The sequence below is a fragment of the Kitasatospora purpeofusca genome (assembly GCF_042691725.1).
Lineage (GTDB): Bacteria > Actinomycetota > Actinomycetes > Streptomycetales > Streptomycetaceae > Kitasatospora > Kitasatospora purpeofusca_B.
Map to the genome: position 1 here is coordinate 7,779,373 of NZ_CP170483.1, position 22,761 is coordinate 7,802,133.

At 73.7% G+C, this 22,761-nt stretch carries 18 protein-coding genes; 6 read left to right on the forward strand and 12 right to left on the reverse strand.

The features are described from left to right. Positions 1–73 precede the first annotated feature (73 nt). Both ACFCLZ_RS33505 and ACFCLZ_RS33510 read right to left on the reverse strand, forming a co-directional pair. Positions 74–751, reverse strand: a complete 678-nt coding sequence (locus ACFCLZ_RS33505; protein ID WP_380281642.1) for a TetR/AcrR family transcriptional regulator — start codon at positions 749–751, stop codon at positions 74–76. Positions 752–976: 225 nt separating this feature from the next. Further along, on the reverse strand, positions 977–2,671 hold the full coding sequence (locus ACFCLZ_RS33510; RefSeq protein WP_380281643.1) for an FAD-binding oxidoreductase: 1,695 nt from the start codon (positions 2,669–2,671) through the stop codon (positions 977–979). A 186-nt stretch (positions 2,672–2,857) separates the two neighbouring features. Here ACFCLZ_RS33510 and ACFCLZ_RS33515 point away from each other — a divergent pair, with 186 nt between their 5' ends. The 5 genes from ACFCLZ_RS33515 to ACFCLZ_RS33535 all read left to right on the forward strand — a co-directional run bounded on the left by ACFCLZ_RS33515 (position 2,858) and on the right by ACFCLZ_RS33535 (position 7,990). Further along, on the forward strand, positions 2,858–4,198 hold the full coding sequence (locus tag ACFCLZ_RS33515) for a GH1 family beta-glucosidase (RefSeq protein ID WP_380281644.1): 1,341 nt from the start codon (positions 2,858–2,860) through the stop codon (positions 4,196–4,198). Positions 4,199–4,730: 532 nt separating this feature from the next. After that, a complete protein-coding gene (locus ACFCLZ_RS33520) occupies positions 4,731–5,348 on the forward strand; it encodes a hypothetical protein (protein ID WP_380281645.1) in 618 nt (205 codons plus the stop codon). 292 nt (positions 5,349–5,640) lie between these two features. Next, on the forward strand, positions 5,641–6,435 hold the full coding sequence (locus tag ACFCLZ_RS33525) for a phospholipid scramblase-related protein (RefSeq protein WP_380281646.1): 795 nt from the start codon (positions 5,641–5,643) through the stop codon (positions 6,433–6,435). Between the two features lie 201 nt (positions 6,436–6,636). Next, positions 6,637–7,527 carry a viomycin phosphotransferase gene (gene vph / locus ACFCLZ_RS33530; RefSeq protein ID WP_380281647.1) on the forward strand — a complete coding sequence of 297 codons (891 nt, stop codon included), beginning with the start codon at positions 6,637–6,639 and terminating at the stop codon, positions 7,525–7,527. Positions 7,528–7,678: 151 nt separating this feature from the next. After that, positions 7,679–7,990, forward strand: coding sequence for a DUF2399 domain-containing protein (locus ACFCLZ_RS33535; protein ID WP_380281648.1), 312 nt, complete (start codon positions 7,679–7,681; stop codon positions 7,988–7,990). A gap of 80 nt (positions 7,991–8,070) precedes the next feature. Here the strand turns inward: ACFCLZ_RS33535 and ACFCLZ_RS33540 are convergent, their stop codons facing one another. The 7 genes from ACFCLZ_RS33540 to ACFCLZ_RS33570 form a co-directional block, all read right to left on the reverse strand. Continuing rightward, the gene (locus ACFCLZ_RS33540) at positions 8,071–8,415 is read right to left on the reverse strand and encodes a CU044_2847 family protein (protein ID WP_380281649.1); all 345 of its coding nucleotides are present in this window, start codon (positions 8,413–8,415) and stop codon (positions 8,071–8,073) included. After that, positions 8,412–9,800, reverse strand: a complete 1,389-nt coding sequence (locus ACFCLZ_RS33545; RefSeq protein ID WP_380281650.1) for an ABC transporter substrate-binding protein — start codon at positions 9,798–9,800, stop codon at positions 8,412–8,414. The genes ACFCLZ_RS33540 and ACFCLZ_RS33545 overlap by 4 nt, the downstream gene beginning before the upstream one ends. Next, on the reverse strand, positions 9,797–10,939 hold the full coding sequence (locus tag ACFCLZ_RS33550) for a hypothetical protein (protein WP_380281651.1): 1,143 nt from the start codon (positions 10,937–10,939) through the stop codon (positions 9,797–9,799). The genes ACFCLZ_RS33545 and ACFCLZ_RS33550 overlap by 4 nt, the downstream gene beginning before the upstream one ends. Next, positions 10,936–12,426 (reverse strand): VWA domain-containing protein, encoded by a 1,491-nt coding sequence (locus ACFCLZ_RS33555; RefSeq protein WP_380281652.1) that lies wholly within the window; start codon positions 12,424–12,426, stop codon positions 10,936–10,938. The genes ACFCLZ_RS33550 and ACFCLZ_RS33555 overlap by 4 nt, the downstream gene beginning before the upstream one ends. Positions 12,427–12,481: 55 nt before the next feature. After that, positions 12,482–14,860 carry a tetratricopeptide repeat protein gene (locus tag ACFCLZ_RS33560; protein WP_380281653.1) on the reverse strand — a complete coding sequence of 793 codons (2,379 nt, stop codon included), beginning with the start codon at positions 14,858–14,860 and terminating at the stop codon, positions 12,482–12,484. Next, the gene (locus ACFCLZ_RS33565) at positions 14,779–16,500 is read right to left on the reverse strand and encodes a trypsin-like peptidase domain-containing protein (protein ID WP_380281654.1); all 1,722 of its coding nucleotides are present in this window, start codon (positions 16,498–16,500) and stop codon (positions 14,779–14,781) included. Before ACFCLZ_RS33565 ends, ACFCLZ_RS33560 begins: the two co-directional genes overlap by 82 nt. Before the next feature lie 306 nt (positions 16,501–16,806). Further along, a complete protein-coding gene (locus ACFCLZ_RS33570; protein ID WP_380281655.1) occupies positions 16,807–17,109 on the reverse strand; it encodes a hypothetical protein in 303 nt (100 codons plus the stop codon). Between the two features lie 250 nt (positions 17,110–17,359). On the opposite strand from ACFCLZ_RS33570, the gene ACFCLZ_RS33575 reads away from it, so the two are divergent. Then, complete coding sequence (locus ACFCLZ_RS33575; protein ID WP_380281656.1) at positions 17,360–20,182, forward strand: ATP-binding protein; 2,823 nt, start codon at positions 17,360–17,362, stop codon at positions 20,180–20,182. Positions 20,183–20,195: 13 nt separating this feature from the next. Here ACFCLZ_RS33575 and ureA read toward each other — a convergent pair whose 3' ends face one another. The 3 genes from ureA to ACFCLZ_RS33590 form a co-directional block, all read right to left on the reverse strand. Next, a complete protein-coding gene (ureA, locus tag ACFCLZ_RS33580; RefSeq protein ID WP_380281657.1) occupies positions 20,196–20,774 on the reverse strand; it encodes an urease subunit gamma in 579 nt (192 codons plus the stop codon). A 53-nt stretch (positions 20,775–20,827) separates the two neighbouring features. Next, positions 20,828–22,021 carry an agmatine/peptidylarginine deiminase gene (locus ACFCLZ_RS33585; protein ID WP_380281658.1) on the reverse strand — a complete coding sequence of 398 codons (1,194 nt, stop codon included), beginning with the start codon at positions 22,019–22,021 and terminating at the stop codon, positions 20,828–20,830. A gap of 138 nt (positions 22,022–22,159) precedes the next feature. Further along, complete coding sequence (locus tag ACFCLZ_RS33590) at positions 22,160–22,612, reverse strand: hypothetical protein (RefSeq protein WP_380281659.1); 453 nt, start codon at positions 22,610–22,612, stop codon at positions 22,160–22,162. Between the last annotated feature and the right edge of the window lie 149 nt (positions 22,613–22,761).

The following is a 22,761-nucleotide window of genomic DNA, read 5'->3' on the forward strand; positions in this document are numbered from 1 at the left end:
GTCGCCGTGCGCTCGCGGACCGTGCCGCTCGGCGCGGGCCGTGCCGCGGATCCGTGCCGCGGATCCGCGCCGCTCAGCGCGGGCCGAGCTGTTCGAGGAGGTAGCAGCGGACCAGCCGCTTGCATTCGGCGATCATCGCCGGATCGCCCTCCGGATCGCCGCGGAAGGCGAGTTTGAGCACCGCGTCCGCCGCCTCCAGGGCCACCCGCAGACCGAGGGTGAGGGCCGCCGGGTCGGCCGTCGCGAAGAGTTCGCCGCCGAGCGCCTGGAGCCGCAGCGCGACGGCGGTGTTGTTGTCCAACTCGGTGTCCAGCAGGTGCCGGTCGTCGTGGACGCCGTTCGGCCCGGCCGGTCCGGCGAACCCGAAGTCGACCTGCCCGAAGCCGGGGACGGACCGCTTCATCGCGACGAACTCCTCCACCGCGAGGTCGGTGAACCCGGCGGGCCCGGTCGGGACCTCGGCGCGCAGCCGGTCGTCGAGCCGGTGCAGGTAGCGGTCGAGGTTGCGGCCGGCGAGCGCGGCGAGCAGGTCCTCCTTGCCCGCGAAGAACTGGTAGAGCGTGCCGATCGGCACCTGCGCGCGCTGGGCCACCTCCTTGGTGGTGAGCGCCACCGCCCCGGCCTCGTCGAGCAGTGCGGCGCACGCGTCCAGGATCCGCTCGTAGCGCTCCTGGCTGCGCTGCTGCACCGGCCGTCGCCGCCCGGGGCCGGTCCGGCCGGGGACCGGGTGGCTCCTCGTGTCCGCGCTCATGGGGCCACTGTGCCGCATCCGCTGTTCGGCGGGCCAATCCCCGGGCCCGGTCGGGGGCGTCGCCGCTCCCGGGCGGACTGCGCGAGCCCGGAGCACGTCACCCGCCACGGCCTGGAGGAACGGGCCCGCGAGCGCGGCGCCACGCTCGCCCGACGTCCGCACCGGTCCCCGGCGGCCGGCGGCCGCAGCCCCCGGCGGCCGGAGCCCGCCGGCCGCCGGGAGGCCCTACTCCGGAAGCCGGACCGAGAGGGCGTGACGGAACACGTCGCGCGGGTCCCACCGGGCCTTGACCCGTTGCAGGCGCGGGTAGTCGTCCTTGTAGTAGAGGGTGTGCCAGGGGACGCCCGAGGTGTTCCAGGCCGGGTCGGCGAGGTCGACGTCCGGGTAGTTGATGTACGACCCGTCGCTCACCTCGCCCGGCACGGGCACGCCGCCGGTGTCCTCGTAGACCTCCCGGTAGAGCTCGCGCACCCAGGAGAGGTTGGCGCCGTCGTCCTTCTCCTCGGCCCAGACGCTGTGGTAGACCGCCTTCATCACGACGTCCCGCTGTGCCACCGCGGTGGCGCCCGGCTCGACGGCGCGGACCTGTCCGCCGTAGCCGACCACCAGCATGCCGCAGGCGGGGGTGCCGGTGCCGTTGGTCAGGTGGCGGTGGATCGAGGCGAGTTGGGCCTCGGTGAAGGAGCGCCTGAGATAGCCCGCCTTGCCCTTGTAGCGGCGGGTGATGATGTTCCCGGCCTCGCCGTTGCCCGGCCAGGTCATCGGGTAGAGCCACGGGACCGTTGCGCTGCCGCCGTCGGCCTCCAGGCCGGTGCCGGCGTTCACGTAGTCGACGAAGCCCTGCACCATGGCGGGCGCGCCGGGGATCCCGGCGTCGATCTGGACCACCATCGAGAAGGTGGCCGCCGTGTGGTGGGTGAGCTGCAGGACCGCGTAAAGGCCGGTCCGGGGCGAACCCGGGTCGCTGTTGCGCTCGTGCCAGGTGCAGAAGTTGCGCAGCAGGGTGGTGAACGCCCGCTGGGTCGTCCTCGCCGCGTCCCAGGGCCACTCGACCAGGGCCTCCAGCATCTCGGCGGGCGCCGGCGGCAGCAGCCGGCACGGGTCGGGCGCCGCCGAACGGGCCTCGGCGTCGGCCTGCGGCGAACGCAGCCAGTACCGGGTGACCACGCCGAAGTTCCCGCCGCCACCGCCGGTGTGCGCCCACCACAGCTCGCGGTTGGGATCGTCCGGCTCGCGGGTCGCCACCACGGCACGGGCGGTTCCGTCGCGATCGACGACCACCACCTCGACGCCGTAGAGGTGGTCCACCACCGAGCCGTAGCGCCGCGACAGCGGTCCGTACCCGCCCCCGACCAGGTGCCCGCCGGCCCCCACCTCCGGGCAGCCGCCGGCCGGCAGGGTGACGCCCCAGCCCTTGAAGAGCGTCCGGTACACCCGGCCGAGCGTGGCACCCGGCTGCACCTCGAAGACCCGCCGCCCCGGGTCGTAGCCCACCGCGTCCAACGGCGAGAGGTCCAGCAGCAGCCGGATCGCCGGGTCGGCGGTGAAGCCCTCGAAGCAGTGGCCGCCGCTGCGCACACCGACCCGCCGCCCGTCGCGGACCGCGTCCTGGACCGCCCGCACCACCTGCTCGGTGGTGCCGACCACCCGGATCTCCTCCGGGCGCCCGACGAAGCGCTGGTTGTCGCCCTTCAGGAGGCTCGCGTACCGCGGGTCGCCCGGGCGCACCCCGGCCGGCCCGAAGGGCGCCGGGTCCCGGCGCCCGGCTGTCGCGGCCGTCGCGGTCGCCCCGGCGGGAACGGTCGCCCCGGCGGGAACGGTCGCCCCGGCGGGAACGGCCGCGACAGTGGCCAGGCCGCCGGCCGCGGCGAGCAGGGCGCGGCGGCCCAGGAGTGCGGAAGAGGTCTCGCCTTGATCCACCGTCAGCTCCCTCGTCGTGAAGGCCGGCCCCCCAGTAGCATGCCCTCCCGCACGAGGCCGCGGCCAGCAGCCGGCCGGATGTGTCGGCGCCGATCGCGCCGCCCGGGTCGCCCATCACCCCTGGCCTTTCGGCTCCGCGCCCGTAATATGAGTACCCCTCACATTTCTGCCCGCCGGGAGCCAGCCATGCCGGATCGCTACGACCTGCCGGCGGACTTCCGCTGGGGAGTCTCCACCGCCGCCCACCAGATCGAGGGGGCGGTGGACGAGGACGGCCGCGGCCCGTCCGTCTGGGACACCTTCGCCGCCCGCCCCGGCGCCGTCCGCGACGGCCACACGGGCGCGGTGGCCTGCGACCACTACCACCGCTGGCCCGAGGACATCGCGCTGCTCCAGGGCCTCGGCGTCGACGGCTACCGCTTCTCCGTCGCCTGGCCCCGCGTCCAGCCCACCGGCGCCGGCCTGGTGAACCCCGCCGGCCTCGCCTTCTACGACCGCCTGGTGGACGCCCTGCTCGCCGCCGGCATCACCCCGCTGCCCACCCTCTTCCACTGGGACCTGCCCCAGGCCCTCGAAGACGCCGGCGGCTGGCTGAACCGCGACACCGCGTACCGCTTCGCCGAGTACACCGCGATCGTCGCCGACCGCCTGGGCGACCGCGTCCCCGCCTGGATCACCCTCAACGAGCCCTTCGTGCACATGGTCTACGGCCACGCCCTCGGCATCCACGCCCCCGGCCGCGCCCTGATGCTGGACGCCCTCCCCGCCGCCCACCACCAGCTCCTCGCCCACGGCCTGGCCGCCACCGTCCTCCACGAGGGCGGCCTCGACGTGATGATCGCCAACAACCTCACCCCCGTCTGGCCGGCCTCCACCGACCCCGCCGACCTCGCCGCCGCCCAGGCCTACGACGCCCTCCACAACCGCCTGTTCACCGACCCCATCCTCCTCGGCCGCTACCCCGACCTCACCGCCTTCGGCGTCGCCCCCGACCTCCACGGCGCAGTCCGCCCCGGCGACCTCGACCTCATCGCCGCCACCCCCCTCACCGGCCTCGGCGTCAACTACTACAACCCCACCCGCATCGCCGCCCCCACCGACCCCGCCCTCCCCTTCACCCTCCTCGACATCCCCGAAGCCCCCGCCCACACCGCCTTCGGCTGGCCCGTCCTCCCCGAGGGCCTCCACGAACTCCTCCTCCACCTCCGCGACATCTACCCCGACACCCTCCCCCCGATCACCATCACCGAGAACGGCTGCTCCACCCCCGAACCCACCGACGACCCCGCCCGGATCTCCTACCTCGCCACCCACCTCGACGCCCTCGCCACCGCCGTCACCGAAGGCATCGACGTCCGCGGCTACTACACCTGGACCCTCCTCGACAACTACGAATGGGCCGAGGGCTACCACCAGCGCTTCGGCCTCGTCCACGTCGACTTCACCACCCAGCGCCGCACCCCCAGGGCCTCGTACGCCTGGTACCGCGACCTGATCGCCGTCCACCGGAATTGCCGTGTACGGTAGTTGGCCTTCGGGGTCAGTGGTGGCACAGGGCGGTCCAGCCCCGGAAGGCGGGGCAGGGTGGACAGGGGCGTCTGTGGCCGCGCGTCACGGCAACGGGTGATGACCGGGTGATCGGCAGGCCCAGTACCAGTAGTCCCGGTCGGCGACCCGACCGGCTCTGGGCGGCCGACACGGCCTACCTGGATCCGCTCGGGAGCGAGCGTCGGCAGGCCCTCGAAGGAGCACAGTGATCCGCGCGGCGGTGGCGGCGGTCATGTCGGTGGCGGTGAGGCCCGAGGCGACGGCGTTGACGGTGGTGCCGAACCGGCCCGGCTCGGTGGCCAGGGTCTTGGTGGGTGCAGATGGCTCAGCGGCTTGCAGGGGACCGCAGGACCGTGAAGATCACCTGGTCCACCCGTCCGGGTTGGTGTGCCGTGCGAGGCCCACGCGGCGGGCGTCGGCACAATGAGGCATGGGATCAAGCCCTGGGCCGACCGGTTCACCGTCGGCGACACTCGATCAGGCCGCCGCGCGGGGCGAGCACTGGTGGCCGGTGGCACTGGCGATCGCCACGGCCGCGATGCTCCACCTGGCGCTGCCCGCCGCGTACCGGCTGGACCCCGCATGGGTGGTTCCCGTGGTCATGCTCACCCTGCTGGGGGCACTGATCCTTGGTGACCCGGGGCGGATCGATCGGCAGAAGCGGTGGCTCAGAGTGGTCACCGATGTCATGATCGGCTTCATCACCGCGGCCAACCTCTATGCGGGTGTCCACCTGGTGGCGGACATCCTGACCAACAACAAGCTGTTCGCCGACAACGCCACCGGTCTGCTGGCCACCGGGGGAGTGACCTGGGCCACGAACGTGATCGCCTTCGCGCTGTGGTACTGGGACCTCGACCGAGGCGGTGCGGCTGCCCGCGCCCACCCGCTCCAGCCGAGCCCGAGCTTCGTGTTCCCCGAGATGCAGCACTCGGCCTACGCGAGCGCCGACTGGGTGCCGACGTTCGCCGACTACCTGTCGCTGGCCTTCTGGACCGCCACGGCGTTCAGCCCGACCGATGTCTCCGCCGTCAGGAGGTGGGCGAAGCTGCTGATGATGGTGGAGGCCGCGGCCTCCCTCATCCTTGCCGCCCTGGTGATCGCCCGCGCGATCAACATCCTGCAATAGACGAGGCGGGCGCACCGGCCTGTGGTGAGCAGCCGCCTCGTCGACGAAGCCCGTCGGATGGACACGACCGGTGTGAGCAGGTGCACCTGGTTGTTGGCCACCAGTGCCCGGAGATTCTCCCTGGGCTGACGATGCGCCGGGGCCCACCGGGCCTGACGCGCGCGCGGTGGTTGAGGCGTCTCGACCGGGCCCGAGCCGGCGTCCCGGGTGTGACGTCGGTCACACAGTCGCCGTCGGGTGGCGGACAACTGGCGCTCGCAGCCGCAGAAGCTGCAGGTCACGGGCAGAGCCGGTGGTCCGCGGACGAACCTCGGCGGTCGAACGATCTGGCTATCCGGGGAGGATTGAGCCTAGCCTGCCCGCCATGTCCCAGAACACGAACACTCCCGGCTTCCCCGGGCAGCCGGTCGCTCCGGCCGGCGACTCCGCCAAGGTGCAGCGCCAGGTACAGCAGCAGGCGGGTGTCGGCCCGGTCTCCGGTGGCGGCGGCACCCTGTTCTCCGAGCCGGTCCTTGTGGTGAACCAGAAGGCCAAGCTGATCGAGCTGACCAACGAGTACGCCGTCTTCGACCAGCAGGGCGCCACGCTGGGCTCGGTGGTCCAGGTCGGCCAGAGCGGTCTGCGCAAGGCGGTACGACTGCTCACCTCCCTCGACCAGTATCTGACCCACAAGCTGGAGATCCGTGACGCGCACGGCACCCCGGTGCTGCTGCTGACCCGCCCGGCGAAGTTCATCAAGTCGCGGGTGGTCGTGCAGCTTCCGAACGGCCAGGAAGTCGGCCAGATCGTTCAGCAGAACGCCATCGGGAAGATCAACTTTGCGCTGGAGGTCGGCGGGCGGAAGGTCGGCGCCGTCAAGGCCGAGAACTGGCGGGCCTGGAACTTCTCCATCGTCGACGAGACGGACGCCGAGATCGCCCGGATCACCAAGACCTGGGAAGGCCTGGCGAAGACGATGTTCACCACGGCCGACAACTACGTGCTCCAGATCCACCGACCGCTCGCCGACCCGCTGCTCAGCCTCGTCGTGGCGACCGCGCTGACCGTGGACACCGCGCTGAAGCAGGACGCCCGCGGCCTCGGATAGCCGCGACCGCACCCTGTTCGTTGTTCGTGCCCCACCCCCCGACCGGGGGCGGGGCACGAAGGCGGCAGGTGTCCGGGGCGGGCGGGGGTGGAGAGCGGGGCCGCGCCACAGGGCGGGTCGGTTGCGGTAGTCGGCCCGCGGCCACGGCGGAGCGTACGGTCTCTCGGGGGCGCCCGGTCGGGGCAGCCTCCCGATCACCGCTTGCCGAAGGAGGGTTCACGCGCCATGGAGTTCCCCGAAACGCACCGGACCCTGCTCGCCAGGTTGCTTCCCGGCGAGGAGCCGAGAGGCCTGACGATTCGTCAAGGGCAGTTCCATCAGGTGGTCATCGGGGCGGAGCGCGTCGTGTGCTTCGCCCGCACCGGTGCCGCGGCCGAGCGGCTTCCCGGCCGGGCGGCGCGACTGCGCGCCCTCGCCGGGCTCGGCCTCGGGTTCCGCACCCCCGAGCCGCTGGAGGAGGGCGCCGCCGCGGGCCCGGACGAGCCGGCCTACCTGGTGCTCACCCGGGTGCCCGGGGCGGCCTTGGCGGAGGACGTCCTCGAAAGCCCCGAGGCGGCGGAGGCGGTCGCCGCCCAGTACGCCGCGCTGTTGTCGGCGCTGGCCGCGGCCGGTGGCGACGACCGGGCGCGCTCGGTCCTTCCGCACGCCCTCGAAGGGGAGTGGCGGGAGTTCTCCGACGGGGTGCGGGCGGAGCTCTTCCCGCTCATGCACCACGCCGGCCGGGTGCGGGCCGAGCGCGAACTCGCCGCCCTCGACGGCCTTCCCCACCTCACCTCCGCCGTGGTCCACGGCGACCTCGGCGGGGAGAACGTGTTGTGGGAGACCGTCGACGGCCTGCCGCGGCTCAGCGGTGTGGTGGACTGGGACGAGGTCGCCCTCGGCGACCAGGCCGAGGACCTCGCCGCGATCGGCGCCGGCCACGGCGCGGAACTGCTCGGCCGGGTGCTCGCCCTCGGCGCCGGGGCGGCGGGCGGCGACATGGACGGCCGGATCGCCGCGATCCGGGGCACCTTCGCCCTCCAACAGGCTCTCCAGGCCCGGCGCGACGGTGATGAGGCGGAACTGGCCGATGGGCTGACCGGCTACCGCTGAGCACATGTGTCGGGGTGCGCCGTCGGCCGGGCCGGAACTCGAAGGGCGCGGCAGGGCCGGTGCACATCACCGAGAACCCCAGCGTGCTCGCCGTCGCCCTACGACGATTCGGCCGGCACTGGTCTGCACCTCCGGGTGGCCCAACACGGCCGTGATCCACCTGCTGCGCCGACTCGCCGACGATGGCGTCTCCCTGCACTACCACGGTGACTTCGACGGCGAGGGCATCCGCATAGCGGCCCACGTCATGGCCAGGACCGGAGCCGTTCCCTGGCGCATGGGTGCCGACGAGTACCGAGCCGCTGCGACAAGGGTCCCCTCGGGCCCCGCCCCGGGGCGGCTGACGCCCGCACCGTGGGACCGGCTGCTCGTCGACTCCATGGCCGAACTGCGCACCTCGGTGGTCGAGGAGGTGGTCGCCGACCTCCTCCTGGACGACCTCACGCCTGGTACCGGGACCTGATCGCCGCCCACCGGGCGCGGCATGCCGGACAGTTGGGCCGATGGGTGGGCCTTGTGGCATGGACCCGCTCGCAGCTGCGGTCACTCCTCGTCGTCGTCGGCCTCACCGGTGGGTTCTTCGGGCGACCAGCGGAGCGTCACATCGAAGTGGACGCCGGCGGAGCCGCCCGCGAGGATCACGCCGATGCTGCCGTCCAGTTTGACGCCGAACTTGACCTCGATCTCGTCGGGTCGGCGCGGCAGGGCGCGGAACGCCTCGATCACGTCGGATGCCGTGTTGACCACGGTGTGCAGCGAGTCCCGCACCGTGGCGCCCGCTCTCTCCAGACTTCCCCGGCCGGCGGGCGCGACGCCTGCGCCGGTGCCCTCGCTCTCGACCACCAGCGTCCCGCCGGACGCGAGGGTGAATTCGGTACGTGTTGTCACTTGGCCTCCTGGCCTGGGGATCCGGATGCGCAGACGGAGCTCTGCGTCGGCTGCGGATAGGCGTCGTCCTGGACCTTGTCCAGCCCGGTGAGGATCGTCGGCAGCTGGGTCGGGTCGTTCAGATAGTCGAGCACCGCGCGGTTGAACGCGGCCGCCATGGTGCTGGGCATGCTGTCCGAGGCGTCGAAGCACAGGGTGGCGGGCGAGGTCAGCAACTCGGCGATCCGGCGGGCGACGCTGTCGGTGGCGTAACTGGACACCATCCGCGCGGTGACGGTGCGGTTGGCGGAGAAAGCCGACTCCGGCTGTCGGCTCGGCCAGATCTGCTGGGCCTGCGGGCTCGCGAGGAAGGCCATGAACTGCTCCGCCTCGGGCGAGTCGCGGAACATCGCGACGAGGTCTCCCGACACCTCGTACGTCGGCGTCGGCGCCGGCGTCGCCGTGGGCTGGAAGTCGGGGAACGGGACGAAGTCGTAGTCCTTTCCCGGGACGGGTTTGGTCGGTGCCGCGGGGTCCGGGGTGATGGGGGCGCCGTGTTCGAGGTAGCAGCCGGGCGGTGTGGTGAAGAGCGGATAGGCCCCCTCGCCGTAGCTGGTCAGCAGCGCGGTCAGCGGGCCGCCACGGATCGCGCCCTGTGCGGTGACGGTCTGGCCCCATGCCTGCCAGGCCGCGCTGACCTGCGGCGACCTCCAGTCGAGCGTGCCGTTGACCCAGTCCCTGTAGGTGTCGGCACCCGACTGGTGCAGCAGGATGTCCTCGATCCAGTCGGTGCCCGGCCACCCCGAGTTGGGCGGGTCGGCCATGGCCAGGCACCAGGGCGTCTCGCCCCGCTGGGCGATCGACCGGCCGACGCCGACCAAGTCGGCCCAGCTGGTGGGCGGCTGGGTGGCGAGCCGCTGGGGGGCGTACCAGATGAGGCTCTTGACGGAGGCTTTGACCACGACGGCGTACGGATCGCCGGTCCCGGCCTCCCCGAGGCGGTACCACTGGGGGCCGTAGTCGGACTTCAGCAGATCGACGAGTCCGCTGCCGAGTGTCTTGTCCTGGAAGCGGTTCAGCGGGACCAGGTCGCCCTGCTGCGCGTAGGAGCGCAGCGCCCCGGGGTTCGCCATGACCGCCAGGTCCGGTGCCTCGCCCTTCTGTACGGCGGTCCGCAGCACCTGGTCGAGCGCCCGGGTGGGGGAGGCGTTGACGGTGATTCCGGTCTTGGCCTCGAAGGCCTTGAGCACGGCTTGGAAGGAGTCCTTCTCGGCGTCGGCGGTCCAGGGTGTCAGGATGCTCAGGGCGCGCCGGTCGGAGGAGCCGCCGAGGCAGGAGGCGGACGCCGTCAGCAGGGTGAGGACCAGGAGGAGCCGGAGAGCTGCCCGGCGCTTCTGCCGCATCATCGGCCTCCGAACCGGTACTCGTCGATGCGCGGATTCAGCGCGCGAGCGGCCGCCGCCGCTGCGGCTGAGGTCAGCAGCACGAGAAGCGCCATGAGCTCGGCGGAGGAGGCGTCCGCGTCGGTGACACCGCTCGTGAACGCGGCCTCGGACTGGGCCTGTTGGCGACCTGATTGCCCCGCCCCGACGGTCGCGGGCTGTTCGGACGTCGGCGGTGTCAGGTGGGTCCCGCAGGACCCGGCCACCGGGCATGCCTGCGCGACGATGGCGGACAGGTCCGTGTCGGCTTGGGCGGCGGACCGGCTCGCCTGCTGCTGTGCCAGGGTGACGGCTTCGGCGAACGGGCCGTCCAGGGCCGAGCGCAGGCGTCCGTCCGAGGCATGGAGCGACAGACCGCACACCAGGGCCGTCGCGGTGAGGGCGAGCACAGCAGCCGTCAACCGGATGCTCAACCGACGCCGGAAGCGGCGGCGCAGCACCAACTGCGTCCGCACGAACAGCGCCAGCACCAGCGCGAACGGCACCAGGAACAGCAGATCCGCGGCGCCCGCCAGCCAGAGCGAGCCGCGTCGGACGGTCAGCGCCGCGCTCTCCTCCTTCCGCAGCCGGTCCAGCGTGTTCGCGACCTCCCGGTACTGCAGGGTCGCGTACCACAGGGCCGGCAGGGCGCGGGCGAGCTCACCGGTCTGCTGGTAGTCGGCGGCGGCCTGCTCGAGCTCGGCGTTGTAGTTGACGACGAGCCCCTCGACGAGTTGCAGATCACTGGTGCCCGCCGGGCCCGCCACGTTGTCCCTGGCCAGTTCCGCCAGGTTCTGGTTGATCGCGGCGATGTCGTTCTGGTAGTGGTCGCCGAGTCCGCCGAGGACCACGGTGCCCTGCCGGAAGCCGTGCACCGCCACGCGTTGGGCATCCGCGAGCGCGCCGTACGCGGCCTCGGCCCGAAGGACCGCAGGGGCGGCCCGCCTGCCGGTGGCGTCTGTTCCGGCGTGTGACTGACTGGACACCACCAGGCACAGCGCCCCGGTCAGCAGGCTGCCCGCCACCAGCGCCGCGCGGAGCCGGCGCAGGGTGCGCGCGGTCGTGGAGGGCGTCGCCGGTTCGTCCGCCACCGGTTCCGGCGCCACCGCGGTGGGGGCCGTCATCCGCCCATCACCGGTGAGCTGCCGGTGAACTCGTGGTCGCACGCGAGGTTCTCGCAGTACCGCGCGCCGGCCACCGCGACCCGGCCGCACCTCGGGCAGTCGGGCCCCGGGGCCGACGGGCGCCCGGGCGCCGCATCGGCGCGCGTCGCCGGGTTGCGCGAGAGGCCGTACGAGGTGCTGGTGACCGTGCCCATCATGGCTTGCAGGACGTAGTCCGGATCCAGCTCCGGCAGCAGGCTGACCACGCCGCGTGCGGCGTCCTCGATCCGGACGACCTTGCCCAGTCGCCGCAGCGCGTCCTCGTTGCGCAGCTCGGTGGCCAGCGCCACGGCCCGGCCCCAGGCATCGCGCGCCCCGTGGTGATCCCCCTGACGGAAGAGCGTTCCGCCGCGCCATCGGAGCGCGTACAGCTCCTTCTCCCGCTCGTGGCGGCGCCGATCGGCCCCGAGGACGGTTTCCGGGGCCGGCTGGTCGAGCCAGCGCGCGCTGATCACCTCCACCGAGCTGACGGGTGTGGCCAGTTCGGTGCCGATCGGTCCGGTGACCACCTCGATGGAAGCCAGGGTCTCCGCGTCGGCGCCGACCGTCCGGTCGCCGGTCACGGCGAAGGTCGCGACATACCGGCGCGCCTCGCTGCTCCAGGGGCCGGTCGGGTAGTCGGCCGTCGCCGTTCCGGCCAGCGGCAGGCGGTGGCCGACCAGGTCGGCCAGCGCCGGGTGGGCCTGTTCGAGGACCGACACCGACACTCCCGGTGCGCAGCGCACCCGCAGGGCCAGGTCGGACAGCGTGCGGCCCATGGCGGTGCGGATGAGCGCGCGGAAGTCGGGCGCCAGGTCGGCCAGGTCGGGCACCGCGTCCGCCGTGCCCTGGAGTTCCTCGGCGATCCGTCTCAGCTCGGCGGGCTCCCAGTCCGCACCGATACCGCGGGCGTCGCAGGTGAACACGGAACGGCAGTCGGCGAGCACGGTTTCCATCGACCGCGCCGACCGGTCCTGGTGCTCGTTGCGTCCATCGGTGAGCAGGAGCGCGTGGCGGATCAGGTCGCCGTGCGGTTCGAGCAGTTCACGGGCCTTGTCGAGCCAGGCGCCGATGACCGTGCCCTGGGCGCCGGGGGCGATCCGGTTGACAGCCTGCTTCGCCTCCGCGCGGGTGACGGCGTTCGCCGGGGCGAGGAAGGACTCCCGGGGGTAGATCATGGTTGCCTGGTGGGTACCGGCGACCACCGCGAAGCGGGTTCCCTCGCGCAGGGTGTCGATGGCGGCGCAACTCGCCTCCTTGGCCCGTTGGAGCTTGGTGCGCGGATCGCTCATCGACCCCGATTGGTCCAGCAGGATGACCTCGGCGAACCGCGCATCGCTCGGCGGGCTCGCCCGCCGGTCGGCCGCGGTGCTCGCGGCCACGCTGAGGTAGACGTGCACCTCACGCTCGTTCAGGGAGCGGTACCTGTCGTAGTTGGCCTCCAGGGTGACTCTCGGTGTTTCGGTCATGTGCCAATTCCTCGTCTGTAGGGGAAGATTGACGACTCCGTCGAAGACCGCCGGTTCACTGCGTGGTGACCGGCCGCACGGCGTTGGCCAGATCGACGAGCACGGTGTGGCGGTTCTCGTCCGGTGCCCACTGGGCGAACGCCCGGTACTCCTTCTCCAGTCTCAACCGGCTCTCGTGCTCCGTGACTTCGTCGTCGGACGCGGTCCGGTCCGGTCGCGAGGTGCGCCGGCGGTCGAGCCCGGCCTCCAGGATCAGGACGGCGAGCCGGCGCCGCTCGGGCTCGTCCAACGGCAGTGTGGCCAGCACCTGTTCGGCCTCGGCGAGGTCCGCGCGGTCGGGCAGGCCCGCGGGGCCCGCGTCGAGCCGCCCGGTGTGAATCCGCAGCGCGGCGATCCGCGCCGCCCGGTGGTGCGGTGAGGTGTCGGGTACCTGCCTCAACGCCGAGACCGCACCGGCCCGGTCGCCGCGGCGCAGCCTCGTCCGGGCGTTGCCGAAGGCGGCGCTCTCGTGCCAGCTGTCGGTCCGCCACACCGACAGGTAGGCCGCCGCCGCCGCGTCGAGCTCCTCGTCGGTCGACGCCCGGTATTCGGCGCACAGCGCCAGCGCGAGCCGCGGCGCGAGCTCACCCGGCAGCATCCGGTAGCAGGAGGTGAACATCTTCTCCGCGTCGCCGAACCGCTGCGCGGCCAGGGCTATCAGCCCCTCGTGCCAGTTGAGCCGCCACCCGGGCCGCAACAGGCCCCTTGCCCGGTCCAGCGCGGCGCGCGCCGCCCCGAGGTCGTCGAGCCGCAGGTGGAGTCGGCAGCGCAGCAGCTCGACCTCGGGCGAGGAAGCCTGGGCGGAGGCCGCGACAGGATCGGCGTAGGAGGCGAGCTGGGAGAGGGCGACCGCCGGATCGGCGCTGACGGACGCCCTGAGGAACCCGGCGGCGCAATCGCGGGCGTCGACCAGCGGCTCGGGCAGCCCGGCCGCCGCCATGACCGGCGCGGGCGGCGCGGTGGCGAGCGGACGGCAGCTGCCCTCGACCGCGGCCCGCAGCGCCGCGGTGCTCGTCCACCGGTCGAGCGGCGGCACCGCCCCGAGCCCGGGGTCGATCAGCGTGGTGGAGCGGGCGAAGAGCAGTGACGGCGCGGTGTACTGGGCGTCGTCCCGGCTGGAGATCAACTCGCGTAGAACACCGCTCAGTTGGCCCGCCAGCTCGGCGGCCGAGGCGAAGCGCAGCTGCGGATCGTCATGGGTGGCGCGACTGATGAGCCGGCGCAGCGAGGTGAAGCGGGCACTGTCCGGGTCGGCGGTGTACCACCGGAAGAGCGACTCCAGGGTCCTGCCCACCGTGTGGAGGTCGGTGGCGACGGTGGGCCCGGTGACCATCAGCTCCGGGGCCATGTACTCCTCCGAGTACGCCCCGGTGCCCGGTGTCCCGGCCTCGCGCACCGCGCCGAGGTCGATCAGCTTGATCCGGGAGCCGTACACCATCAGGTTGCTCGGCTTCAGGTCGCAGAACAGGTACTGGCTGTCGTGGAGGTACTGGAACGCCCGGAGCACGCGCAGGACGTAGCCGATGATCTGCTCGGTCTCCAGCCGGCCGAACAGTTCCGAGCGCTCCAGGGAGTAGCCGGGTACGTACTCCATCACGAGGTAGCCGTGGTAGCCGTGCCGGGACCCGCCCGCCGGCTCGTGTGTCACGAAGTCGTAGATGTCGACGATGTCGTCGTGTCTGAGCTCGATCAGGAACCGCTTCTCCTCGGCGGCCTCCTCGACCCGCCTGGGGTCCGCCGCGTCGATCAGGCCCTTGAGCGCCACCGGACGGTTGTTCAGGCGCTCGTCGTAGGCGAGGTAGACCCAGCCGAAGCCGCCGTGCCCGATGCACCCCTCGACCCGGTAGCGGTCCGACAGCAGGTCGCCCCGGCTGAGTCTCGGCACGAACGAGTAGGCCGTCCCGTCGTACGGGCAGCGCCCCTCCAACAGGCTCGGCTGGCCGTCGAGACCTGTGCCCACGGGCCGGCGGCAGGCGGGATTGGGGCAGCGCCTGCGCTCCTGCGGGATGCGCGGTTCGGTTCTGACCGCTCGGTTCGGCTCCGGTCCGGCGATCGTCGGCAGCGTGACGAGGCCCAGTCCCCACCAGGGGTCGTCGCCGAACGCGCGCGACGGCTGTACGGGCTCTGCGGGGCGCGCGGACGGCACCGCGCCGCGGTTTGTGCTCGCCACCGGTACCGACCGCCCCGGGGCCCGCTCCCCGGCCGGCAGCCGGTCGCCGCCCGTCGGCGCGGCCACCAGCGGCGGAAGCAGGCAGCGCCGGCAGTAGCCGGTCGCATCGAGTTCGCCACCGCAGCCTGGACGGTTGCACCGGTTCATGCCTGCCTCCCGTCGATCTCGCGCCGAACGGCCCGGTGGTACTCCTCGACCCGGAGCTCGGCGAGCGGTAGGTCGCATCCACCGCTGTAGAGCAGCCGCCGGGCCGCCTCGTACGACTCGCCCAGTTCCTCGATCAGGCCGCGCGCCGCGGCCTCCGAGCGGTAGGCGTCCAGCCGCCCCCGGGCCCGGTTCCGCCGGGCGAGCAGGGCCGTGCACTCGGCGTTCAACCGCCGGGCCCGCGCCAGCGACCGGGCGGCTGCCTCCTCGCAGGTGTCGAGTTCCCCCAGCAGCCATCCCCGGAGGGCGGATCCGGCGGCCGAGCCGGTGTCCCGCAGCACCCGCAGGCGGACCGCGAGCGCGGCCGCGCCGGCGACCTGTGGCGGCGGCGCGCCGAGGATCCGCGGCGCGACGTACTCACGGCACACCCGGGCGTCGCGCTCGGCCGCCTCGACCTCCTCGACCAGGCGGTCGAGCCGCTCGAGTCGGGTGCCGAACTGCGTCTTCCCGTCCTGCCGGTCGCTCGGCGGGGCGGGCGCGGCGGGCTGTCCGAGGCTCGCCGCGACCGCACTGCGGACATAGCGCGGAGGGTCGCCGTGGTAGGCGAGCAGCAGGCGCACGCCGATGCTCGACGCCCGCGCGGCGATCGGTTCGAGCAGCCGGTAGTACAACTCGCCGGGGTCGGCCGCCAGGTCGACCGCGGTCACCACGACAACGATCGGCGAGCCCAACTCCTCCAGCTGGTGGGAGAGATCATCGGTGACGCGGTCGGTCAGCAGGCTCAGACTCTCCGCGAGCTGCTGGGCGACCTGCTCGGTCGTCCGCCCGGTCGCGTCGACGGCGGCGTCCACCTCGCCCAGCTGGGGGACGGTGCCGGGCGGGGCGCCGCTGACGGTTTCGTCGGGGGCCGCCCGACGGTAGCCCGGCACCGTCAGGCCCACCAGGCGGGACGTCAGCGCGAGCGCGCCGCCACCGCCGATCGCACAGACCCCGCCCGGCCCGCCGGACGCCAGCCAGCCGACCAGGTGCCGGGTCAGCGCGAGCTGGACCGGGTCGTCCAGGACCTCCGGGACCTGCGGCGACGGCCAGTCGCTCGGCAGTACCCGCGAGGGCCGGCTCGTCAGATGCTCGTCGAGCACCGCGCTCGCGTACTTGTACAGCGTCCGGGCCGCGATCATCCAGCTGCTCTCGGCGAGCGGTGCCCGGACAACCGCGATCACGCCGAGGATCTCACCGCCCGCGGCGAGCGCCGCCGCACCGCTGAACCCACGGCCGACGCGCTGCTCCACGACCGCGTCGAGCTGGACCCGCTCCTGGGTGAAGTCGAACGAGGCGATCTTCGCCGTGACCAGCTGGCCGTTGTCGGTACCCGCCGGAAAGCCGAAGATCCGCACGATCTCGTCGTGCTGCCAGGTCCGCCGGATCCTCGCGCGCGGCACGCCCGGCACCACGGACCGCAGGGCGAGGATCGCCACATCCCCGCGCTGGTCCGGTAGCGGCGGCTGCCAGCAGCTCTCGACAACGGTCGCCGGGTAGGCGTCGTCGGGACGTCCGGCGATCCGGACCCGGACCTCGCGACCGGCTTCACGCCCGGCCTCGATGGCCTCCTCGACCACATGCGCACACGTCAGCACGTACTCGCCGTCGAGCATCGTCCCGGCACCGTGCACGCGCCCCTGGGTGTCCTCGATGCGCGCCAGCCAAGGATCCTCCCGCTCCATGGCTAAAACGCTACGCCAGAAGTGATCTGACAGATAGTCATCCGCCACGATCGGATCAGGTCGCGAGCACCGGCCCGGGGCGGAAGGAGGCTCCGCTGCCGCTGGCCGCGGAGGAGTTCAACCGGCTCGGAGCGACGGCGCGGGAGGACATCGGCGAGCGGACCCGGACGTCCCCGCGCACCGTCGGTTCGCACCTCCACCACCTCCTCCCGCAGCTGGGGATCACGTCGAGGGCCGCGCTGCGCGACGCGCCGAACCGGGTGCCGGCAGCCGGCCGGTGATCGGCCGGGCCGGCGGGGTGGGGGCTTACACGGTGCCGGCGATCCAGCCGATGGTCTCGGTGGTGTGGGGGCCGTCGGACAGGGCGGTGCCGCGGCCGACGAGTTCGTTGATACGGATCTTGAAGCCGGTGGTGGTCACGTCGGCGATGCGCAGGCCGGGGGTGTCCGGGCCGTTGAAGGTCTGGACGAACGGCACCACGATCACCTCCGTGCCGGTGGGGAAGGGCGTGGGGAAGGTGACCTGGGTGAAGGTGGAGGTGTCGCCGCCGCCGGTCGCCGAGCGGTTGGTGGAGTTCAGCTGCAGCCTGCCCGTCTGGATCATGCTCATGGTCTCCGCCTTTCGTCGAGCCGTCGCCCCGTCCGGGAGCCAACGGGGAGTTGCCCGTATTGATCCGCGTTTAGAGCGCAAGTCGCCGATACGGGCGAACTGTTCCTGTGTGACGTGTCAAGGGCGGCGCGAGGGGCCGGCCCCTGTTCGTTCGAACGGGCGGATTGTCAAGCCCGCACCGGAAGCGGCCGTTCGGCAGTAGCCTCGGCGTTGGCAACGACGGCCGTGGACGCGTGATTTGGAGGCAACGGTGGCCGAAGGGGAGCCCGCGGCGGGGGGTGGCCGGGACGGCTGTCCGCTGCACGAGCGCGAGGCCGAGATCCGGTCGGCCAGGAAGGCGGTCGAGGCGCTGGCCCGGCCCGCCGGGGCGGCGCTCGGGGAGCTGCTGGTGTACACCGGCGCGGCGGGGCTGGGCAAGACGGCGGTGCTGACCGAGGTGCGCCGGGAGGCGAGGCGGGCGGGGTGCGCGGTGCTGTTCGCCCGGGGCGGGGAGCGGCAGCGCCACGAGCCGTTCCGGGTGGTGCGCCAGCTGCTGCAGCCGGTGCTGGCGGCCCTGTCCGACGAGGAGCGGGCGCAGGTGTTCGGGCCCTGGGAGGACATCGTCGGTCCGGCCGTGGGGCTGCTGCCGCCGGGCGGGCAGCGCGATCCGCAGGGAGTGCGGGACGGGCTGGACTTCGTGCTCACCCGCCTCGTGCAGCGCCGCTCACCGGTGGTCGTGATCGTCGACGACCTGCACTGGGCCGACGCGGAGTCGCTGGGCTGGCTGGCGAGCTTCGCGGTGGGCGCGCGGGAGCTGCCGGCCCTGCTGGTGCTCGCCTGCCGGGACGAGTTCCCCGACGAGGCCCTGACGCTCCAGCGCGGCCTCGTCGGCCGGGCCGACCGGCGGCACGAGCTGCGGCCGCTCCAGCCCGCCTCGGTCGCGCGGCTGGTCCGCGCCGCGCTGGGGGCGGGGGCCGAGGACGCGTTCTGCCGCCACGTCTGGGCGGTCACCGCCGGCAACCCGTACGAGACCACCGCGCTGCTGCGCGAGGTGGTCGGCCAGCGGCTCGACCCCGTCGAGGAGAGCACCGCCCAGCTGCGCGAACTCGCCGCGGGCACCCGGGGGATGACGCTCCGGCACTGGCTGGACAAGATCGGCCCGAGCGCGGTGCGGTTCGCCTGGGCGGCGTCCATGCTGGGCACCGACATCCGCCCGGACCTCGCCGCCGTGATCTGCGCCCAGGGCCCGGAGACCGCCGCCGAGTCCGTCCGGGAGCTGCGCCGGCACGGGGTCCTGATCGGCGCGCCGGGCGGCCGGCTGGAGTTCGTCCACCCGCTGATCGCCACCTCGGTCTACCAGTCGATGCCTCCCGCCACCCGCACCGGGATGCACGGGGTGGCCGCCATCGAGACCGAGAACGCCGGACTCGGCCTGCTGACGGCCTCCCGGCACCTGCTGGAGACCCTGCCCGAGGGGGACAACCTGACCGTCGGCAAGCTGCGCCGGGCGGCCCGCGAGCACCTGGCCATCGGCGCGCCCGAGGCGGCCCAGCGCTGCCTGCGCCGCGCCATCAGCGAACCGCCCGCCGACGAGGACCGGGCCGAGGTGCTCTTCGAACTCGGCTGCTCGGCACTGCTCACCGACCCGGCGACCACGGTCAACCAGCTGCGCCTGGCCCTCGCGGACCCGCACGGGCTGAGCCCCGAGCGCCGGGTCGACGCGACCTTCCGGCTCGCCCAGGCCCTCGCCCACAGCAACCGGCTCGGCGAGGCCGCCGCGGTGTGCGCGGAGGCGGCCGCCCGCACCTCCCCCGGCCCGGGACGCCTGCGCTTGGAGGTGGCCACCTTCATGTTCGCCGCCTTCCAGTCCGAGGACGAGGACGGCCCGGGCCGCTCCCGCAGGCTCGCGGAGTTCGACCGGATGCTCGAGACGGTCGGCATGGCGTTCAGCGACATCCGGGCGGACGGCTCGGCGGCCACCGCCGTCGGTACCGCCGCCGCCACGGGCACCGGCACCGCCACGGGCGCCGCCGCCGGCCCGAAGGACGGACCACCCCCGAACGACGCCCTCTTCGAACACAACGGCCTGGCACAGGCGGTGGCGGTGCTGCGCTGCTGGGACCTCACGCTGCGCGGGGTGGACCGCGAGGAGGCGATCGCCTTCGCGGAGTCCGCGCTGCCGGGAGGCCGGCTGCCCCCCAGCCTCGGCTGGACCAACACCGTCTGGGGCTTCGAGCTGCCCGGGATCCTCGGCATCAGCTACCTCTACGCGGACCGGGTCGACCGGGCGGAGGAGCTGTTCACCGAGGCGGTCCGCGCGTACGAGGTCGCCGGGTGGAGCGGCGGCCACCTCGGCTTCGCCTATCTGCTGACCGGCATGCTCCGGTTCCGCTGCGGCGCCCTGGTGGACGCGGAGGACTATCTGCGCCGGGCGCTGCGCATCGCCGAACGGATCGGCCCGGGCGTCCCGCTGCACTGGGACGCGGTGGGGGCGCTGGCCGAGACCGTGGCCGCGCGCGGCCGGGTGGCCGAGGCGCTGGAGCTGGCGCGCGAGCACGCCTTCGGCCCGCCGTACCCGACGGTGATGGTGCTGCCCGACGCCCCCACCCTGTACGGCCGTCTGCTGCTGGCCCGGGGCGACGCGTCCGGCGCGGCCGCGACGCTGACCGCCGCCGGCGCGGCCCTGGACGCGCGCGGGTGGCGCAACACGGTGTGGGCGCCGTGGCTCGGGCACCTGGCGCGCGCGATCGCCCCCGAGCAGCCGGACCGGGCCCGTGACCTCGCCGAGGAGGCCGTCCGCCGGGCCCGGGAGTCCGGCACGGACTCGGCCATCGGCAGCACGCTGCGGCTCTGCGCGGCGGTGCACGAGGGGTCACGCGCGGCCGAGCTGCTCGTCCGGGCCGTCCGGCACCTGGAGCGGTCGCCCGCCCGCTACGAGCACGCGATGGCCCTGGTCGACCTGGGGGAGGCGCTGGGCGCCGCTCCGGCGGCCCGGAGGGCGCTGGCCCGGGGACTGGAACTGGCCGCCCACTGCGGCGCCGACGGCCTGGCCGCCCGCGCCGGAGACCTCCTGCACGCGGGCGCGGCGGGCTGAGGCGGGCCCGGGGTCACCGGCGCGCGGGGGTGCGCGGCTCCACCGTCATCAGGAGGCCGTCGGGGCGGTTGGTGCTGGTCATGACGCCGCGTACCCGCGCCCCCGGGACGGGCGCCAGCCGCCAGCGGCCCGCCACGGTCGCCACCACGGTCATCATCTCGGCGCGGGCGAAGGACTCGCCGATGCACAGGTGGCCGCCGGCGCCGAAGGGGACGCCGGGGGTCCGGGAAGTGGGATCGACGCGGTCGTCGAGGAGGACGGCGCCGGGTGCCGCCGGGCCGAGGCCGCCGCGGCCGAACGGGTCGGCGACGACGGCGAGTCGGGTGCCGTCCTCGAACACCGCCTCGACGTGGATCTCGGTGACCAGGTCCGGGACGGCGGGCAGTACGTCGGCGGGGGAGAGGACGGGGCGTGCGCGGGCCACGGCCTCGGCGAGCCGCAGGCCGTCCCGGGCGGCCTCGCAGACGGTGTCCGAGACGAGCGCGGTCGCCTCGGGGGCGTTGAGGCGCAGGCCGCGGGCGCGGCGGGCGCGGGCGAGTTCGGCTGCGGTGAAGATCAGCAGCCGGTCGCGTTCGGTGGGGGTCAGTTGCACGGGAGTTCCTTCTCCCTCGGTGCGGTGCGGTGCGGGGTGGCGGTGCGGTGGGGTCAGCCGGCGGGCTGGTCGTGGGTGGAGCAGTGGATGCCACCGCCGCCGGAGGCCAGCGTGTCGATCTGCAGCGGGACGATCTCGCGTCCGGGGAAAAGCTCCCGGAAGACGTCCTGGGCGTGGTCGTCGGCCCGGGGGTCGCCGAACAGCGGCAGGTAGACGCCCTTGTTGCCGAGGTAGAAGTTCATGTAGGAGGAGACGAAGGCGTCGCCGCGGCCGGTGATCTTGTCCGGGTCGGGCTGGGCGACCTCGATGACCTTGAGCTTCTTGCCGGTGGCGTCGGTGGCCTCGGCGAGGACGGCGCGGGCCTGGTCGGCGGAGCGGGACCAGACGTCCGGCGGGGTACCGGGGAAGGCGCGGTCCAGCAGGACGACGCCGGGGGCGGCGAAGCGGGCCAGGCAGTCGACGTGGGCGTCGGTGATGTCCTTGCCCTTGACGCCCGCGAGCCAGATCACCTTGCTGAGGCCCAGCGCCCCCTTGAGGTCCGTCTCGATCCGGTCGCGGGTGCGGCCCGGGTTGCGGTTGTCGTTGACGATCGAGCTCTCGGTGATCAGCAGGGTGCCCTGGCCGTCGGTCTCGAAGGAGCCGCCCTCGGCGGTGATCGCGGTCTCGATCCGCTCGATCCCGTACCTGTCGAGGACAGTACGGGCGACGCGGCCGTCGTTGCCGTGCTCCTGCTTGCGGCCCCAGCCGTTGAAGTTGAAGTCGACGCCCTTGACCTTGCCGCCCTCCTCCACGAAGACCGGTACGGTGTCACGGGCCCACAGGTCGTCCACCGGGACGGGGAGCAGTTCGACGTCCTTGCCGCAGGCGTTGCGGGCGGAGGTCTCCTGGCCGGGGCGGACGAGCAGGACCACCGGCTCGCGCCCGCCGATGGCGCGGGCGACGGCGGCGATGTCCTTGCGGACGCCCGCGAGCTGGTTGCCCCAGACGTTCTCGGAGGCGGGCCAGGCCATGAAGGTCCGCTCGTGCTTCTCCCACTCGCCGCCGAGGCGCCGTCCCCGGGCGGGGGCGGGAGCCGGGGCGGCAGGGGCGGCTGGGTCGGGGGCGGTGCCGGGGGCGGTGGCCGCCGGGTCGGCCGGGCCGGTCAGCTCGTCGAGGCCGGGCACGCAGGCGCTCGCACCGAGGGCGAGCAGGCCGGCGCCGGCGAGGGAACGCAGCACCGTGCGGCGCGCGAGAGGGGAGTGGGACACGGTGGCCTCCGGTGGGGCTGGGGGTGGATCGGTCCGGCGCGGAGGGGGGCTCCGGGGAGCGGTGCCCGGGGGCGCCGGCCGGCGGCGGGCGAACTCGCCCGGCATCGCCTGGACTGAACTGTCGCACTGACTGAAAAGTCAGTCAAGCTTGTGAGGACGGCGACGCGGACCCCGGACGCTCGGGCCCGCCGTCGACAGCACCCGGACGACGGCGAGGTCCCGTCCGTCGGCGGAGCGGACGCAGAAGGCGCCGCGCGCTCCGAGGGCGCCGAACGGCACCCGTCCGGACGGGCGGTTCGCGAGCCCCTGGAGGCAGTCGGCGACGCCCAGGCCGGCGTCCCGGCCGATGAAGGTGTCGGCGGTCTCCGGGACGAGGAACTCGCCGTCGCCGCGGCCGACGTACCAGGTCGCGCTGTCGGCCGGGACCACGGTGCCGGTGGCGAGGTCGAACTCGTAGCCAGAGTCCGCCGAGGTCAGCTCGACCCCGCGGGAGACGGCGGTGTAGTCGGCGGCGGTCGGAGCGGTGGGCGTCGGCCGGGCGGGCGCGGCCTCCACCGCCTCCAGGTCGTCGAGCAGGAACAGGGTCGCCACGGCGCCGACGGTCAGGGCGACGGCGGCGGTGAGCGCCGCCCGTCCGAGGGCGCGGCCGCGCCGGCCCTTCCCCCGAACGGCGGATGCGTGCCGCGCCGGGTCCTGACCCGGTGGTCAGTAGCGTGCGGAGCCGAACCCCGCCACACCTA

What these genes read in the sequence shown, in the direction of transcription:
- ACFCLZ_RS33505 (WP_380281642.1), bottom strand. Translation starts at nt 751, where the DNA reads ATGAGCGCGGACACGAGGAGCCACCCGGTCCCCGGCCGGACCGGCCCC.
- ACFCLZ_RS33515 (WP_380281644.1), top strand. Translation starts at nt 2,858, where the DNA reads ATGCCGGATCGCTACGACCTGCCGGCGGACTTCCGCTGGGGAGTCTCC.
- ACFCLZ_RS33545 (WP_380281650.1), bottom strand. Translation starts at nt 9,800, where the DNA reads ATGATGCGGCAGAAGCGCCGGGCAGCTCTCCGGCTCCTCCTGGTCCTC.
- ACFCLZ_RS33550 (WP_380281651.1), bottom strand. Translation starts at nt 10,939, where the DNA reads ATGACGGCCCCCACCGCGGTGGCGCCGGAACCGGTGGCGGACGAACCG.
- ACFCLZ_RS33555 (WP_380281652.1), bottom strand. Translation starts at nt 12,426, where the DNA reads ATGACCGAAACACCGAGAGTCACCCTGGAGGCCAACTACGACAGGTAC.
- ACFCLZ_RS33560 (WP_380281653.1), bottom strand. Translation starts at nt 14,860, where the DNA reads ATGCGACCTACCGCTCGCCGAGCTCCGGGTCGAGGAGTACCACCGGGC.
- ACFCLZ_RS33565 (WP_380281654.1), bottom strand. Translation starts at nt 16,500, where the DNA reads ATGGAGCGGGAGGATCCTTGGCTGGCGCGCATCGAGGACACCCAGGGG.
- ACFCLZ_RS33570 (WP_380281655.1), bottom strand. Translation starts at nt 17,109, where the DNA reads ATGAGCATGATCCAGACGGGCAGGCTGCAGCTGAACTCCACCAACCGC.